Below are 14,934 nucleotides of genomic sequence, written 5' to 3'. Positions count from 1 at the left end.
CGCGATCCTGGACCATGACGGAGGGAAAGAGAACATGATCATTTTTGGTACCAAGGGCTACCTGTACCAACTGGCCGTACTGACGCTGGTCTGCGGCCACTGCGGCAACCCGTCGGCGCACACGCTCCGCAAGCGGGTCACGAAGTTCACGCTGTTCTTCGTGCCGCTGTTCCCGGTCTCGACGAAGTACGCGACACAGTGCACGTTCTGCGGTGCGGAGCAGCGGCTGACGGCCCCGCAGGCAGAGCAGCTCCAGCTCCAGGCCGCCTCCGCCCCGTCCGCCGGGCACCAGGTACGCCCGGGCGAATGAGGGCTGCGGGCCGATGATCGTCCCGGCGCGGCGGCCCGGCCGGCCGCCGGCGGCCGCCACCCTGATGCCGGCCGTCGGCGGGGGCGCGCCGCGGTTCCCGAACGCCGTGGACGGGGGCGCCGTCGCGCGGTGACCGTGCCCGCGTACGCACGGTTCACGGACGACGGCCCGCCGGACTGCCCCGCCGAAGATGTTCCGTGACATAAAGGGGCAAATACTCTTACGGCTTGCTACGTTGCGTGGCATGACCGCAACGACGGCGGTGCCGCCCCCGCCCGTTCCACGCCCCGCCAAGCGGCGGGGCGTGGAACTGTCGCTCCTCGTCGGCGCCGTCCTCGTCTCCGTCTACGGCTACGTCGCCGTCGGCCTCGGCCGGCAGGGGGCCGTTCCCCCGGACACCCTGCGGTACGGCGCCGGGCTCGGGCTCCTCTCCCTCCTCGCCCACCTCGCCGTCCGCCTGCGGGCTCCCTACGCCGACCCGCTGCTCCTCCCCATCGCCGTCCTGCTCAACGGCATCGGGCTCGTGCTGATCTACCGGCTCGACCTGGAGACCCCCGGCGACGTCGCCGCGCCCGCCCAGCTCGTGTGGTCCGCGCTCGGCGTCGCCCTGTTCATCGCCTCCGTCATCACCCTGCACGACCACCGGGTGCTGCAGCGCTACGCGTACGTCAGCGTCGTCGCCGCCCTCGCCCTGCTCTGCGCGCCGATCCTCTTCCCCGCCGTCAACGGCGCCCGCATCTGGATCCGCGTCGGCGGACTGTCCATCCAGCCGGGCGAGTTCGCCAAGGTGCTGCTCGCCGTGTTCTTCGCCGCGTATCTCGCGGCCAACCGGGGTGCGCTCGCCCGCTCGGGCCGGTGGTTCTCCGGACTCCAGCTGCCCGCGGGGCGCGTTCTCGGTCCGGTGCTCGCGATCTGGCTGGTGAGCGTGGGCGTGCTGGTCCTCGAACGGGACCTCGGCACCTCGCTGCTGTTCTTCGGGCTGTTCGTCGTGATGCTCTACGTGGCGACCGGCCGCACCGGATGGATCGCCGTCGGCCTGCTGCTCGCTGCGGCCGGCGCGTACGCGGTCGGCTCGCTCGAACCGCACGTCCACGGCCGCGTCCAGGACTGGCTCGACCCGTTCGCGAGCATCGAGGCGGGGCAGGGCCCGGACCAGCTCGCCCAGTCGCTGTTCGCCTTCGCCACCGGCGGAATGCTCGGCACGGGCCTCGGGCTCGGCCACTCCGTGCTCATCGGCTTCGCCGCCAAGTCCGACTTCATCCTCGCCACCGCGGGCGAGGAGCTCGGCCTCGTCGGCCTGACCGCGCTCTTCCTGCTGTACGCGCTGCTCGTCGCCCGGGGCTACGGCGCCGCACTCGCGCTGCCCGACGCGTTCGGCGGGCTGCTCGCCGTCGGGCTGTCGTCGATCATCGCGCTCCAGGCGTTCGTCATCGCGGGCGGCGTGACGGGGCTGATCCCGCTCACCGGCATGGCGATGCCCTTCCTGGCCCAGGGCGGCTCCTCCGTCGTCACCAACTGGGTGATCGTCGCCCTGCTCGTCCGCCTGAGCCACTCGGCGAGGGCGCCGCGGCCCGAGGCGGCCGAGCCAGAGGCCGTCGCCGCACTGCCGGCGGCCGGCCGGTGACCCGGTACATGCGGCACGCGGCCGCCTTCTGCGTGCTCCTGCTGGCCGCGCTCCTCGTCAACGCCGCACGGGTGCACGTCGTCGAGGCGCCCTCCCTGGTCGACAACCCGGCCAACCACCGCACCGCCATCGCCCGTTACGCTCAACCGCGCGGCGACATCCTCGTCGACGGCGGGCCGGTCACCGGCTCCCGGGACACGGGCGGCCGGCTGCGGTACGAACGGACCTACCGCCACGGACCGCTGTTCGCCCCGGTCACGGGCTACGCCTCGCAGACGTACGGCACCTCGCTGCTGGAGAACATCGAGGACGGCATCCTCTCGGGCACCGACCCGCTGCTCTCCCCGCTGCCGTTCTGGAACGACCTCAGCCGCGGCCGCCCGCCCGGCGGCAGGGTCCACACCACGATCCGGGAGGCGGTGCAGCGCGCCGCGTACGAGGGACTGAACGGCCGGCGCGGCGCCGTCGCCGCGGTCGAACCCGCGACGGGCCGCATCCTGGCCCTGGTCAGCAGCCCCTCGTACGATCCCGGTGAGCTGGCCGGCTCCGGCGAGGACACGGCGGACGCGTGGGCGCGGCTGAACGGCGCCCACGCCCGGCCGATGCTCAACCGGGCCATCCGGCAGACGTATCCGCCCGGATCCGCTTTCAAGATCGTGACGGCTGCGGCGGCGCTGGACTCGGGTGTCGTCGACGACGTGGACGCGCCGACCCGCACACCGGACCCGTACGTCCTGCCCGGTACCGGCACCACGCTGCCCGATGCGACCGAGGGCTGTGAGAACGCCTCGCTCGCGTACGCGATCCAGTGGTCGTGCAACTCCGTGATGGCCGGGCTCGGCGCGCGGGTCGGACTCTCCGGGATGGTGGAGGCCGCCGCCGGGTTCGGCTTCAACGACGCGGGGCTGCGCATCCCGGCGGCGGTCTCGCGGTCGAACTTCGACACCGACATGTCCGTGGACCAGCTCGCGCTCTCCTCGATCGGGCAGTTCAACACGACCGCCACGCCCCTGCAGATGGCGATGGTCTCCGCGGCCGTCGCCGGCGGCGGCCCCGTCCGGTACCCGTACCTGGTGGAGCGGGTGACCCGGGCGGACGGCGACCCCGTGACGCAGTACGGCCCCCGGTCCTACCGGCAGGCGATGAACCCGGCGACGGCGATGCACATGCGCCGGCTGATGGTGCGGGCCGTCGAGGAGGGCACCGGGAGCAACGCGGCGATCGAGGGGGCGGTCGTGGGCGGCAAGACCGGCACGGCCCAGCACGGCGTCGGCAACGCCGGTATCCCCTACGCCTGGTTCATCGCCTGGGCCCAGGCCGCGAACGCGGCGCAGCCCGGGGTCGCGGTGGCGGTGGTCGTGGAGGACGCGGCCGCGGACCGGGAGGAGATCAGCGGCGGGGGCAGCGCGGCGCCGATCGCCCGCGCGGTCATGGAGGCGGCACTGCGAGACTGACGGCATGGACGTGGCGCGGGCACTGGAGACCATCGGACGGCTCGATCCCGGGCTGAGCGCCTTCGTCGAGGTGTGGGGCGACCGTGCGCTGGAGCTGGAGCGCGCGGTGGATCCCGCACTGCCGCTCGCGGGGGTGCCGTTCGCGGTGAAGGGGCGGGCGGGCCTCGGCTCGTACGCGGCCCGGCGGCTGATCGCGGCGGGCGCGGTCCCGGTCGGGTCGACCTCGGTGCCCGGCCCCGGCACGTACTGGCAGACCTGGGGCCTCGGCGCGCACGGTCCCACGCGCAATCCCTGGCGCGCGGACCGCACCCCGGGCGGCTCGTCGGCCGGTTCGGCGGTGGCGGTGGCCGCGGGGATGGCGGCGCTGGCGACCGGCAGCGACGGGGCGGGCTCGGTGCGCATCCCGGCGGCGTGGTGCGGGGTGTTCGGCCTGAAGACGACGAACGGGCTGCTGCCGTCGCCGGACCGCACCGGGCTCGCGTCGGCCGGTGTGCTGACGCGGACGGCGGCGGACGCGCGCGCGTACCTGCGCTGTGTGGGGGCCGGGGATGCGGAGTCCGCCCCGGATCTGCCGCTGCGGGCGGTGTGGTCGCCGGACCTCGGTTTCGCGGACGTGGACCACGAGGTGCTTGCCGTCGCGCGGGCCGCTGTGGAGCGGCTCGTGCCGGCGGGTGTCGTACGCCTGCGGGCCCTTGACGCGTCCTTGCTGGACCCGGCGGAGGCGTGGACGGCGGTGCGGGCCGGGCGGGCGGCGGAGGGCGCGGCGGTACGGGAGGAGAACGACCGGCGGCTCGACGCGCTGTTCGCCGGGGCGGACGTCCTGATCACCCCAACCACGCCCAACCGCCCGCACGGCCACGACGGCCCCGGCCCCGACGTCTACTCCACGGCGCTGACGTGGGTGTTCAACCTGAGCGGCCATCCGGCGGCCAGCGTCCCGGCGGGCTTCACGGGCGACGGCTGCCCGGTCGGACTCCAACTGGTGGCGCCGCGCGGGGCGGACGTCTCACTGCTCGAAATGTCGGTCGCGGCGGAAAGGCATCTGATTACCGTGCGGCCATGACCGCATACGAACTCGCACAGGTGAACACAGCCCGGCTCAAACACCCTCTGGACTCGGCCGAGTTGAAGGACTTCGTCGACAACCTGGACCTCGTGAACGCGGTCGCCGACGCGGCCGACGGGTTCGTGTGGCGCCTCCAGGACGCGACGGGCAACGCGACGGACCTGCGGGTGTTCGGCGACGACACGTTGATGGTGAACATGTCGGTGTGGCGGGACACGAACGCGCTGACGGCGTTCATGTACAGGGAATGCACCGCGAACTGCTGGCGCGGCGCTACGAGTTCTTCGAGCGCGTCAAGGAGGTCATGACCACGATGTGGTGGGTCCCGGCGGGCCACCGCCCGACGGTCCGGGAGGCGGAGGAGCGCCTGCTCCATGTGCGCGAGCACGGGCCGACGGAGTACGCGTTCACGCTGCGCACGTCGTTCCCGCCGCCCGTGGTGGGGTGATCGGCGGCGCCGGCCGACCGTGGTGAGGTCGACCGCCAGGCGCCTTCAGCCGTCGGAGAGCCGAGCGCCCTCCGCGATCGCGTCCTTCACCTCGGACACACGCTCCTGCTCCTCGGCCGCGAACCGTTCCCGGTCGAGCTGTTCGGCCAGTTCCTCGTCCTGGCTCATCAGCAGGTCGAGGCTGGCGTCGCCCATCTCGAAGACGCCCATGTCCAGGTAGGCCTTCTGGAGCCGTTCGCCCCACAGCCCGATGTCCTTGACACACGGCACGATGCGGCTGAACAGCAGCTTGCGGAACAGGTGGAGGAACTCGGACTGCTCCGAGTACTCCTCCGCCTCCTTGCGCGAGACGCCGAAGTTCTCCAGGACCTCGACACCGCGCAGGCGGTCGCGCATGAGGTAGCAGCCCTCGATCACGAACTCCTCGCGTTCGCGCAGTTCGGCGTCGGTGAGCTGCTGGTAGTAGTCACGCAGGGCCATCCGCCCGAAGGCCACGTGGCGGGCCTCGTCCTGCATCACGTACGCGAGGATCTGCTTCGGCAGCGGCTTGGTCGTCGTGTCGCGGATCATGCCGAAGGCGGCGAGCGCCAGGCCCTCGATGAGGACCTGCATGCCGAGGTAGGGCATGTCCCAGCGGGAGTCGCGCAGGGTGTCGCCGAGCAGGCTCTGCAGGTTGTCGTTGATCGGGTAGAGCATGCCGATCTTCTCGTGCAGGAAACGCCCGTAGATCTCGGCGTGCCGGGCCTCGTCCATGGTCTGGGTCGCCGAGTAGAACTTGGCGTCGAGGTCGGGGACGGACTCCACGATCCGCGCGGCGCAGATCATGGCGCCCTGCTCGCCGTGGAGGAACTGGCTGAACTGCCAGGCCGTGTAGTGCCTGCGCAGCTCGCCCTTGTCCTTGGCGGTCATCTTCGCCCAGTGCCGGGTGCCGTACAGGGTCAGCGCCTCGTCGGGGGTGCCGAGCGCGTCGTACGGGTCGACCTCCAGGTCCCAGTCGATGCGCCTGGTGCCGTCCCACTGCTTGTCCTTGCCCTTCTGGTACAGGGCCAGCAGCCGTTCGCGGCCGTGGTCGTACTCCCAGCTGAAGCGCGCAGCGCCGGAGGCGGGGACCTGCCAGAGCGGGTTCTGGGGTGCGTGCGTGTAGTGCTCGTACGTCGACACTGGCGGCTCCTTCGCCTCGTATCCCGTTTCGTACTCACCGATGTGCAAGGACAGTTGGCAGGCTCACACGGTGGTAGACGCGCAGTCAACAAGTCGTGCGCGAGGGATTGACGAGCTTGCTGACGGGCAGTCTCATAACGGGTGACGACCGGTAACCCCACGCGCGAGGTGTCCTCAGCCATGACAACCGTGAGCGAACGCGAGGTGCAGGTGCAGGTGCTCCGCGACGCCCTGGGCCCCCTTCGGGACCGCGAGCAGGTCGCCGCCCGCCTGCTCGAGTCCTCCGCCAAGCACTCCTTCGACCCCGACAAGGAGCTCGACTGGGAGGCGCCGATCGAGGACGGCAAGTGGTTCTGGCCGCCCGAGCTCGTGTCGCTCTACGGCACTCCGCTCTGGCACCGGATGTCCGAGGAGCAGCGGATGGAGCTGGCCCGGCACGAGGCGGCGTCGCTCGCCTCGCTCGGGATCTGGTTCGAGATCATCCTGATGCAGCTGCTGGTCCGCCACATCTACGACAAGTCCCTGACCAGCAACCACGTCCGCTACGCCCTCACCGAGATCGCGGACGAGTGCCGGCACTCGATGATGTTCGCCAGGTTGATCAGAAAGGGCGGCGCGCCGGCCTACCCGGTGCCGCGGGTCTACCACAACCTGGCGCGCGTGCTGAAGACCGTCTCGACCACGCCCGGGTCCTTCGCGGCGACGCTGCTCGGCGAGGAGATCCTCGACTGGATGCAGCGTCTCACCTTCCCGGACGAGCGGGTGCAGACCCTGGTGCGCGGAGTGACCCGTATCCACGTGGTGGAGGAGGCGCGCCATGTGCGGTACGCCCGCGAGGAGTTGCGCCGCCAGATGGTGACGGCGCCGCGCTGGGAGCAGGAGTTCACGCGCCTCAGCTGCGGCGAGGCCGCCCGCGTCTTCAGCGTCTGCTTCGTCAACCCGAAGGTGTACGAGAACGTGGGGCTCGACCGGCGCGAGGCCGTCGCCCAGGTGCGGGCGAGCGGTCACCGGCGCGAGGTGATGCAGTCGGGGGCCCGGCGGCTCACCGACTTCCTGGACGACATCGGCGTGCTGCGCGGAGCGGGCCGCAGGCTGTGGAAGAGCTCCGGCCTTCTCGCGTAGCGCGACGGGGGCTGCGGTTACGCTGCGAAGCATGACCAGTCCTGCTCCCGCGGCCCGCGCATACCGACGGCTCAGCGTCGAGGAGCGCCGCGCGCAGCTGCTCGCGGCGGCCCTCTCCCTCTTCGCGCACCAGCCGCCGGACGAGATCTCGCTCGACGACGTGGCGGAGGCCGCCGGTGTCTCCCGGCCCCTCGTCTACCGCTACTTCCCGGGCGGCAAGCAGCAGCTGTACGAGGCGGCGCTGCGCTCGGCCGCCGACCGGCTGGAGGACTGCTTCGCCGAGCCGGCCGCCGGGCCACCGACCGCCCGGCTGGCCCGGGTCCTGGACCGCTACCTGGTCTTCGTCGACGAGCACGACACCGGGTTCAGCGCGCTGCTGCGCGGCGGGAGCGTCGTCGAGACCTCGCGTACGACGTCGATCGTCGACGAGGTGCGGCGGGCCGCGGCGGAGCAGATCCTGCTGCACCTCGGCGCCGAGGGCGCGGGCCCCCGGCTGCGGATGATGGTGCGCACCTGGATCGCGGCCGTCGAGGCGGCGTCGCTGATCTGGATCGACGAGGGCAAGCAGCCGTCGGCCGCCGAGATGCGGGACTGGCTGGTCGACCATCTGATCGCCCTGCTGGTGGCGACGGCGGCGACCGACGAGGAGACGGCGGGAGCGGTCGCGGACCTGGTCGCCCAGGAGACGTCGGCCGGCGCGGTCGGCACGCTGGCCCGCCGCCTGGGACCGGTCGTCGGCGGGGCGTCGCATCTGCTGTGACACTGGAGCCGTGAGAAGCGAGAACACCCCCTTCGTCGGCGGCCCGATGGACGGACGCGTCCTGCCGGTGCTGGTGGGCCCCACGGGCCACCCCCCGAAGTGGTACAGGATCCCGGTCCCGCAAGGCGACGGCAGCCCGCCCACGGTCCACGCCTACCGCCGTGTCCCGTCCGGCTACACGAAGCGGCTGGGCCTGCAGCGGGGCTGGAAGTACGAGTACGCGCCCGAGGGCGTGGAGCGGCGTGAGATCAGGTGGCCCTGGTCGAAGCCGAAGGGCACGCCATAGGATCACGGGACCGTGTCACCCAGGGGGGATGTCGCGATGGAGCCGCTGCAGCCGGACGATCCGGGCCTGATCGGCCCGTACCGCACGCTGGCCCGCGTGCGGGAGTCGGCCAGTTCGGTCCGTTTTCTGGCCGTCGGTCCAAACGGGGCGGCGTCCGTGGTCGCGCTCGTACGGCCCCGGCTGGCCGCCTCGCACGTGTTCCGGCGCCGCTTCCGGCACGAGACCCGCAGGACGGAACAGCTCGCCGGGGGCTGGGTGCAGCCGGTCGTGGCGGACGTGGACGGTCCCCTGCTGTGGACGGCGAGTGCGTACGTCCCCGCGCTGACCCTGCGGGAGGCGGTCGCGCTCGCCGGCCCGCTGCCGGGGCGCGCGGTGCGGATCCTGGGCGCCGCGCTCGCCGAGACCCTGTCCCGTGTGCACGCCACGGGCACGGTGCTGCACGGCCTCTCGCCCGACACCGTGCTGCTGGCGGCGGACGGCCCGAGGGTGACGGCGCTCGGCGCACTCGGCGCGGCGGCCGTCGCCGAGGCGGACGCGGACGGTCAGCTGACGGTGAAGCTGAGCTACCTGACTCCCGAACAGGCCACGGGCGCGCAACCGGGCCCCGCCTCGGACATGTTCGTCCTCGGCCACCTGCTCGCGTACGCGGCGACGGGGACGACCCCGCTCGCGGATGCGGACCGGATCGCCCACGGCGAACCGGAACTCGGCGGTGTCCCGGAGGAGTTGCGCCCGGTCGTGGCGTCCTGCCTGGCAAAGGCCCCCGGCGAACGCCCGTCCGCCGGAACGGTGGCGGCGGACCTGGCCCTGGAGGGCGCGTCCGCGCTGACTCGTGACGGCTGGCTCCCGGACGCACTGCTCTCGGCCCTGGCGGCGCAGGAGTCGGAGACGGCGACGCTGGTGTCGGGCGGCGGGGCGCTGCGCGCGGGAGCGGCGGGGGGCGCCGTGGTGCCGGCTGCGGGCGCGCAGGCGAGCGCCGTCGTCCCGGCAGCGGGCGCGGTGCACGGCGCGGCGGGCGGCACAGGCGCCGGTGACGCGGGTACCCCGGGCACGGCTGTGGCCGGCGCCGCCCAAGCCGCCGGCGCGACCGGCGGCACGGCGTACGCGACGGCGGGCAGCGCGGTCGCCCCCGGCGCGAGCCCGGCGGCGAGTGCCGACGGCAGGGGCGGCGGGGCCGCCCCCGCGACCGCCGGGAACGGGCACGTCGAGGACCGGGACACCATGCTCGTGCGGCGGGCCGGTGGCGCGGGGCGGGACACCACGCCCCTCCTCGGGAGGGAACCCGCCGCACCGGCCGCCCTCCCCGTTCCCGCACCGGCCGCCCTCCCCGCCGTCGTCCCACCGGTCCTGCCCGTCGTCACCACCGCGCCCGCACAGGACCCCGGCATCGCGCGCCGCGGGCTGCTCGTCGCGGCCGCCGCCGGTGTCGCCGGGCTCGTCGTCGGCGGCGGGGCGGTGTACGCCCTCGCCTGGGACGGCGGGGACACGACCGGGCCGGCCAGGCCGGCGCCCGCCCCGCGGCCGAGCCGCATGGCCGGCCTCGCGCCCGAACCGACGTGGCGGTACGTGCACCCGGCCACCGGCGACCAGCCGGTCGGGGCGACCGTGTGGCGCGACCGGCTGCTGCTGGTGACGGACGGCGAGCGGATGACCGGCGTCGACCTGCGCACCGGCAGGCGCCGGTGGGAGCTCCCGGAGGCCGCGTCCACCTCCCGGCCGGTGCCCGTCGACGCCGCGTTCTGCCTCGTCGACACCGCCGACGCACTGCTGTGGGTGTCGGCCGAGGACGGCCGGCCGGGCCACCGCGTGGCCAAGGAGACGCTGGCGCAGCCGGGCGAGAGCCTCACGATCGGGAACGTCATGGGGGCCGACGGCCCCACCGTCTGGTTCACCGCCCACGTGCGCAGGACGGTGGAGAAGACCGTCAAGAAGCGCAAGCGGAAGGTGGAGGTGCGGGAGACGTACGTCATCGCCTACGACCTCGCCGGGCGCAAGCAGCTGTGGCGGGCCCGCGTTCCCGACGGGCGTGCCCCGTACACACCGCGGTACCAGCTGGTGGCGGCCCGCCCCGGGGAAGTGCTCGTGCGACAGGACGGCCACACCCTCACCCCCGCGCAGCGCAGGGCCGCCAGAAACGGCACTGTGCTCCTCGGCTTCGACCGCGGTACGGGCAAGGCGCTCGCGTCCGTACCGCTCAGCGCGGTGGCGCCCACCGCCGCTGTCACCGGTGACGCGACGGGCAGGCTGTACGCCGCGTCGGGCGGCGAGCTGCACGCGTACTCCGGGCCGGACGGCAAGCGGCAGTGGCGGGTCGCCGCGGCCGACGCGCGCGGCGAGAGCGGCGTGTTCGCCTTCGGCACGGCCGCCTTCCACGGCCCGACCCTGTATGTCGCCAACCGCTACCAGCAGGTGTGCGCCGTCGATACGGCGACCGGTCGCCCGTTGTGGCGCCGCTCCACCGAGGCACCGGTGTGGCGCGAAACCCCCTCGACCGCCCTGAGCACGAGCGGCCGCACCGTCCTCGCGGGCGACGCCGCGCAGCTCACCGCCTTTTCCGCACGCGACGGCCGGCGGCTGTGGAAGTTCCAGGAGGCGGGCGCCACCGACGCCGAGGAGCAGGCCGCGCCGCGCTACACGGCGATGCCGGCCGGGGACCGCGGGGTTCTCGTCCGCCGCGGGCCGGTGTTCTACGCCCTGCCCGTGGACTGACGGGTCGCCGCAGGGCCCGTAGCCACACCGCCCCTCGCGCGCGCTGTGCCTCGACGGGTGACCTCGTTGCACAACCCGACCACTCGGCGGGCCCGCGCGGTGGCCGCGCCGCATGCTCGCGCCGTGGGCGGACCGGCCGCCCGTGAGCCGGAGGTGCCGACGTGTCAGGCAGGGTGCTGCGTACGGTCCGTCGCGGTGGCGCTGGTCGCCGCCACCGCCGTCGCCGGAGTGCCGGGCGCCGCCGAATCCGTGGCCGGTGGTGCGTCGGATGCCGTCGCCACCGCGCCTCCCGCCGATTCCGGCTCCGCCGTGCCCTCGGCCTCCGTTTCCTGCGACGAGCCGACATGCGCCGTGGACCAGGGCTCGGCGATCTCGGGGACGGGGTCGTCGAGGCGCGCCCCACGGGAGCCCGTCCTGCGGGCCGGCGAGGCGCCCCCGTCGCTTGAACCGGTCGGCGCCGTCAGGCGCCCTGGGCGACCTCCGCCAGGTAGGCGCCCGCCTTCTCGGGGTCGTAGAAGAAGTTCTCGAAGTCGGCCGGGTTGTTGAAGCCGTTCGCGAACCGGTTCGCGACCGGCTGGAGCTGGCCGGCCGCGCCGATCAGGTTCAGCACGTGCTCCGGCGGGACGCCCAGCATCGCGTTGGTCCACTTGGTGACGTGCTGCGCCGTCTCCCAGTACCGGTCGAACGTCGCCTGCATCCACGCCTCGTCGAACGGCTTGTCGCCGTGCTCGGTGATCGAGGCCAGGTACGCGGCCGCGCACTTGGACGCCGAGTTGGAGCCCTGGCCGGTGATCGGGTCGTTGGCCACGACCACGTCCGCGACGCCGAGGACCAGGCCGCCGCCGGGGAGACGGCCGATGGGGTTGCGCACAGTCGGCGCGTAACGGCCGGCCAGCGTGCCGGCCGCGTCGGTCAGCTCGACCTTCGTGGCCCGCGCGTACTCCCAGGGCGTGTACTTCTCCATCAGCTCCAGCGTCAGGGAGAGGTGCTCGGAGGGGTCCTTGACGCCCTGGAAGACGTCGAGCGGTCCGCCGGGGATGCCCTCCCAGAACAGGATGTCGGCGCGGCCCGACGTGGTGAGGGTCGGCATCACGAACAGCTCGCCGACGCCCGGCACCAGGTTGCAGCGCACCGCGTCGCAGTCCGGGTGCTCGGGGCGCGGGCCGAGGCCGTGGACGTAGGCGACGGCGAGCGCGCGCTGCGGCTCGGCGTACGGGGAACGGGACGAGTCCCGGCCGAACATGGAGACCAGCTCGCCCTTGCCGGCCGACACCAGCACGAGGTCGTACGTGCGGGAGAAGTAGTCCAGGTCGGACACGGCCGCGCCGTGGATGACCAGCTGTCCGCCGCGCTGGGCGAACGTCTCCATCCAGCCCGCCATCTTGACGCGCTGGTCGACGGACTGGGCGTAGCCGTCGAGTTTGCCGACCCAGTCGACGGCGCGGCTCGCGTCGGGCGCGGCGACCGAGACGCCGAGGCCCTCGATCTTCGGGGCCTGCGTCTCCCAGAAGTTGATGCCCAGGTCGCGCTCGTGCTGGAGGGCGGTGTGGAACATGCACTGCGTGGACATGACCCGGCCGGACCGGATCTCGTCCGCCGTGCGGTTGGACATCAGGGTGACCTCGTAGCCCTGGGACTGGAGGCCGAGGGCGAGCTGCAGTCCGGACTGGCCGGCGCCGACTATGAGAATCTTCCGCATGACAGGGGTGCTCCGTAGATGTTCGGGAGGCTATTCGGGGGTGGCTTCGAGGGCGTGGGCGACGAGCGCGAGCAGCGACTCGATGACCGTGACGCGCTTACGGGCGTCCATGATCACCACCGGCACGTGGGGCGGCACGGTGAGGGCCTCCCGTACGTCCTCGGCCTCGTAGGCGGTCGTTCCCTCGAAGTGGTTGACAGCGACGATGTAGGGCAGCCCGCAGCTCTCGAAGTAGTCGAGGGCCGGGAAGCAGTCCGCCAGCCGCCGCGTGTCGGCCATCACGACGGCCCCGATCGCCCCGCGCACCAGGTCGTCCCACATGAACCAGAAGCGCTGCTGGCCGGGTGTGCCGAAGACGTAGAGCACCAGGTCGTCGTCGAGCGTGATGCGGCCGAAGTCCATCGCCACGGTCGTGGTGGTCTTCTCCGGCGTGGCGGTGAGGTCGTCGGTGTCCTCGCTGGCCCGGGTCATCAGTGCCTCGGTCTGCAGCGGGGTGATCTCCGAGACCGACCCGACGAAGGTCGTCTTGCCCACGCCGAAACCGCCCGCCACGACGATCTTGGTGGCGATGGGGGCACGGGTGGTGTCCAGCTCCCACGCCTGCAGATTCTCTTCGGGCCGCACGGTGTCCTCGGGGCGCGCGTCCGCCGTGACCGGGGCGCTCGACGCGTCCTGGTCCTGCGGGGCGTGCGGTCGGGCGAGGAGCGTGTCAGAGGCGGCGGAGTCCACTCAGCACCCTTTCGAGCAGCGCGCGGTCGGGCTGTCCGGTGCCGTGCCCGGTCCCGTACACACGGATCTTTCCCTGGTCGGCCAGGTCGCTGAGGAGCACCCGGACGACACCCAGCGGCATCTTCAGCAGCGCCGATATCTCGGCGACGGTACGCATACGGCGGCACAGCTCGACGATCGCCCGCAGCTCGGGCATGACGCGTGTCGAGAGGTCGCCGCCGGGCAGCTCGCGGCGCTCGGGCGGGGCCTCGAGCGCGGCGACGAAGGTCTCGACGAGGAGCACGTGGCCGAAGCGGGTGCGGCCGCCGGTGAGCGAGTACGGGCGTACGCGGGCGGGCCTGCGTCCCTGGCCGCGTACGGGGAGTGTGGAGGACGAAGCGGCAGCTGTCATCGGGCGCTCTCCATCGATTTGCGCAGCTCGCTGCGGACTTCGGGGGTGAGTACGTGTCCGGCGCGGCCGACGAACAGAGCCATGTGGTAGGCCACGATGCTCATGTCGCAGTCGGGGGCGGCGTGCACGCCGAGCAGGGAACCGTCGCTGATCGACATCACGAAGACGCTGCCCTCGTCCATGGCGACCATGGTCTGTTTCACCTTGCCGCCGTCCATCAGCCCGGCGGCGCCGATGGTGAGGCTGCCGATGCCGGAGACGATGGTGGCGAGGTCGGCGCTGGAGCCGCGGGGGCCGTCACGGCGTGCCGGATCCGCTGGGGCCGTGTTCTGCGCGGGGTCGGAGGAGAGCAGGAGCAGGCCGTCGGACGAGACGACGGCGACCGAGCGGACTCCTGGCACCTCCTCCACCAGATTGCCCAACAACCACTGCAGATTGCGGGCTTCGCTGCTCAGCCCGAATGTGCCGGTCGCAGTCAACTGCGTGCCTCCTCGACTGTGTCCCCCGTCTCTGTGTCGGTGTTCTGCTCGTCGGTTGCCCGAGTGGCCTGCTGCGTGCCGCTCTGCGCGATCTCGGCCTCGGCGTCGCGCCGGCCTTCCTGCGCGCCACGATGGAAGCCGCCGAGCCGGCGCCGCAGCGCCTCGGCGTCGACGCTCCCGGTGCGCCCGGCGGGCGCGGTGGACGGTGCGACGATCTTCGGGGTCCGCTTGGGCAGGCCCTTGTCGGTGACCCGGTCCGAGGTGACGTCGTCGGCGGGCTGCTCGGGCAGCCGCATGGAGAACGTCTCCTCCTCGATGTCCTGGGGCTCCCCGTCGGCGGTCCGCTCGTGCGCGTCCCGCTCCCCCTCGGCGGCCCGCACGGCCCGCTCGGCGGCCTCGACGAACGGATCGGCCGGGAGGAAGGGCTCCACGGGGGCGCCGTGACCGGCGTCGGCCACGGGCTCGGCGTGAGCGCCGGGGGCGGTGGTGCCGTGTGCCACGGGGGACGCGTGGTCGGCGTCCCGGTCCGCGTGCGGCGCAAGGTCGGCGAGCGCCGCGGAGCCGACGGGAGCGGCCTGGCCCGCGCCGGACGCCCGCTCGGCGTCGGCCGCGGCAGCAGCGGCGAACGGGTCGGCGTGCGCCGCCGGATCGGACGAGGCCGCGTCCGCGCCCCAGTCCGCGTACGGCGCGGGGGTG

General features: G+C 73.1%; 13 protein-coding genes and 2 pseudogenes. 9 read left to right on the top strand and 6 right to left on the bottom strand.

The annotated features are described in order from the left end of the window. Positions 1 to 34 precede the first annotated feature (34 nt). The 5 genes and pseudogenes from ACWD0A_RS29825 (at position 35) to ACWD0A_RS29805 (ending at position 4,902) form a co-directional block, all read left to right on the top strand. A complete protein-coding gene (locus tag ACWD0A_RS29825) occupies positions 35 to 310 on the top strand; it encodes a zinc ribbon domain-containing protein (protein WP_307713433.1) in 276 nt (91 codons plus the stop codon). 244 nt (positions 311 to 554) lie between these two features. After that, positions 555 to 1,934 (top strand): FtsW/RodA/SpoVE family cell cycle protein, encoded by a 1,380-nt coding sequence (locus tag ACWD0A_RS29820; protein ID WP_451303093.1) that lies wholly within the window; start codon positions 555 to 557, stop codon positions 1,932 to 1,934. Between the two features lie 8 nt (positions 1,935 to 1,942). Then, positions 1,943 to 3,388 carry a penicillin-binding transpeptidase domain-containing protein gene (locus ACWD0A_RS29815; protein ID WP_451303091.1) on the top strand — a complete coding sequence of 482 codons (1,446 nt, stop codon included), beginning with the start codon at positions 1,943 to 1,945 and terminating at the stop codon, positions 3,386 to 3,388. A gap of 4 nt (positions 3,389 to 3,392) precedes the next feature. Beyond that, positions 3,393 to 4,451 (top strand): amidase family protein, encoded by a 1,059-nt coding sequence (locus tag ACWD0A_RS29810; RefSeq protein ID WP_451303089.1) that lies wholly within the window; start codon positions 3,393 to 3,395, stop codon positions 4,449 to 4,451. Next, positions 4,448 to 4,902, top strand: a pseudogene (locus tag ACWD0A_RS29805) (DUF3291 domain-containing protein). Before ACWD0A_RS29810 ends, ACWD0A_RS29805 begins: the two are co-directional and overlap by 4 nt. 45 nt (positions 4,903 to 4,947) lie before the next feature. Here ACWD0A_RS29805 and ACWD0A_RS29800 read toward each other — a convergent pair. Further along, entirely contained in the window at positions 4,948 to 6,063 is a 1,116-nt protein-coding gene (locus ACWD0A_RS29800) for a ferritin-like domain-containing protein (RefSeq protein ID WP_451303087.1), read from the bottom strand. A gap of 180 nt (positions 6,064 to 6,243) precedes the next feature. On the opposite strand from ACWD0A_RS29800, the gene ACWD0A_RS29795 reads away from it, so the two are divergent. The 4 genes from ACWD0A_RS29795 to ACWD0A_RS29780 are packed head-to-tail and all read left to right on the top strand — an operon-like array spanning position 6,244 to position 10,940. Further along, positions 6,244 to 7,185: an AurF N-oxygenase family protein gene (locus ACWD0A_RS29795; RefSeq protein ID WP_451303085.1), complete on the top strand. Its 942-nt coding sequence runs from the start codon at positions 6,244 to 6,246 to the stop codon at positions 7,183 to 7,185. 31 nt (positions 7,186 to 7,216) lie between these two features. After that, complete coding sequence (locus tag ACWD0A_RS29790) at positions 7,217 to 7,945, top strand: TetR/AcrR family transcriptional regulator (protein ID WP_451303083.1); 729 nt, start codon at positions 7,217 to 7,219, stop codon at positions 7,943 to 7,945. A gap of 10 nt (positions 7,946 to 7,955) precedes the next feature. Further along, positions 7,956 to 8,231, top strand: coding sequence for a hypothetical protein (locus tag ACWD0A_RS29785; protein ID WP_451303081.1), 276 nt, complete (start codon positions 7,956 to 7,958; stop codon positions 8,229 to 8,231). A gap of 36 nt (positions 8,232 to 8,267) precedes the next feature. Beyond that, on the top strand, positions 8,268 to 10,940 hold the full coding sequence (locus ACWD0A_RS29780) for an outer membrane protein assembly factor BamB family protein (protein WP_451303079.1): 2,673 nt from the start codon (positions 8,268 to 8,270) through the stop codon (positions 10,938 to 10,940). A 460-nt stretch (positions 10,941 to 11,400) separates the two neighbouring features. Here the strand turns inward: ACWD0A_RS29780 and ACWD0A_RS29775 are convergent, their stop codons facing one another. The 5 genes and pseudogenes from ACWD0A_RS29775 to ACWD0A_RS29755 all read right to left on the bottom strand — a co-directional run. Continuing rightward, positions 11,401 to 12,639, bottom strand: coding sequence for a styrene monooxygenase/indole monooxygenase family protein (locus ACWD0A_RS29775; RefSeq protein WP_451303077.1), 1,239 nt, complete (start codon positions 12,637 to 12,639; stop codon positions 11,401 to 11,403). A gap of 30 nt (positions 12,640 to 12,669) precedes the next feature. Next, positions 12,670 to 13,368 (bottom strand): GTP-binding protein, encoded by a 699-nt coding sequence (locus tag ACWD0A_RS29770; RefSeq protein WP_451303075.1) that lies wholly within the window; start codon positions 13,366 to 13,368, stop codon positions 12,670 to 12,672. After that, positions 13,349 to 13,759 carry a DUF742 domain-containing protein gene (locus ACWD0A_RS29765; protein WP_307713444.1) on the bottom strand — a complete coding sequence of 137 codons (411 nt, stop codon included), beginning with the start codon at positions 13,757 to 13,759 and terminating at the stop codon, positions 13,349 to 13,351. The genes ACWD0A_RS29770 and ACWD0A_RS29765 overlap by 20 nt, the downstream gene beginning before the upstream one ends. Next, positions 13,756 to 14,238 carry a roadblock/LC7 domain-containing protein gene (locus ACWD0A_RS29760; protein ID WP_451303073.1) on the bottom strand — a complete coding sequence of 161 codons (483 nt, stop codon included), beginning with the start codon at positions 14,236 to 14,238 and terminating at the stop codon, positions 13,756 to 13,758. The genes ACWD0A_RS29765 and ACWD0A_RS29760 overlap by 4 nt, the downstream gene beginning before the upstream one ends. After that, positions 14,235 to 14,934: pseudogene (locus tag ACWD0A_RS29755) on the bottom strand (histidine kinase); the annotation flags it as partial. The pseudogene ACWD0A_RS29755 and the gene ACWD0A_RS29760, both read right to left, overlap by 4 nt.

The organism is Streptomyces sp. NPDC002867 (assembly GCF_053591895.1).
Note: the sequence above shows the minus strand (reverse complement) of the source record. Positions and strands in the feature narration are given on the sequence as shown.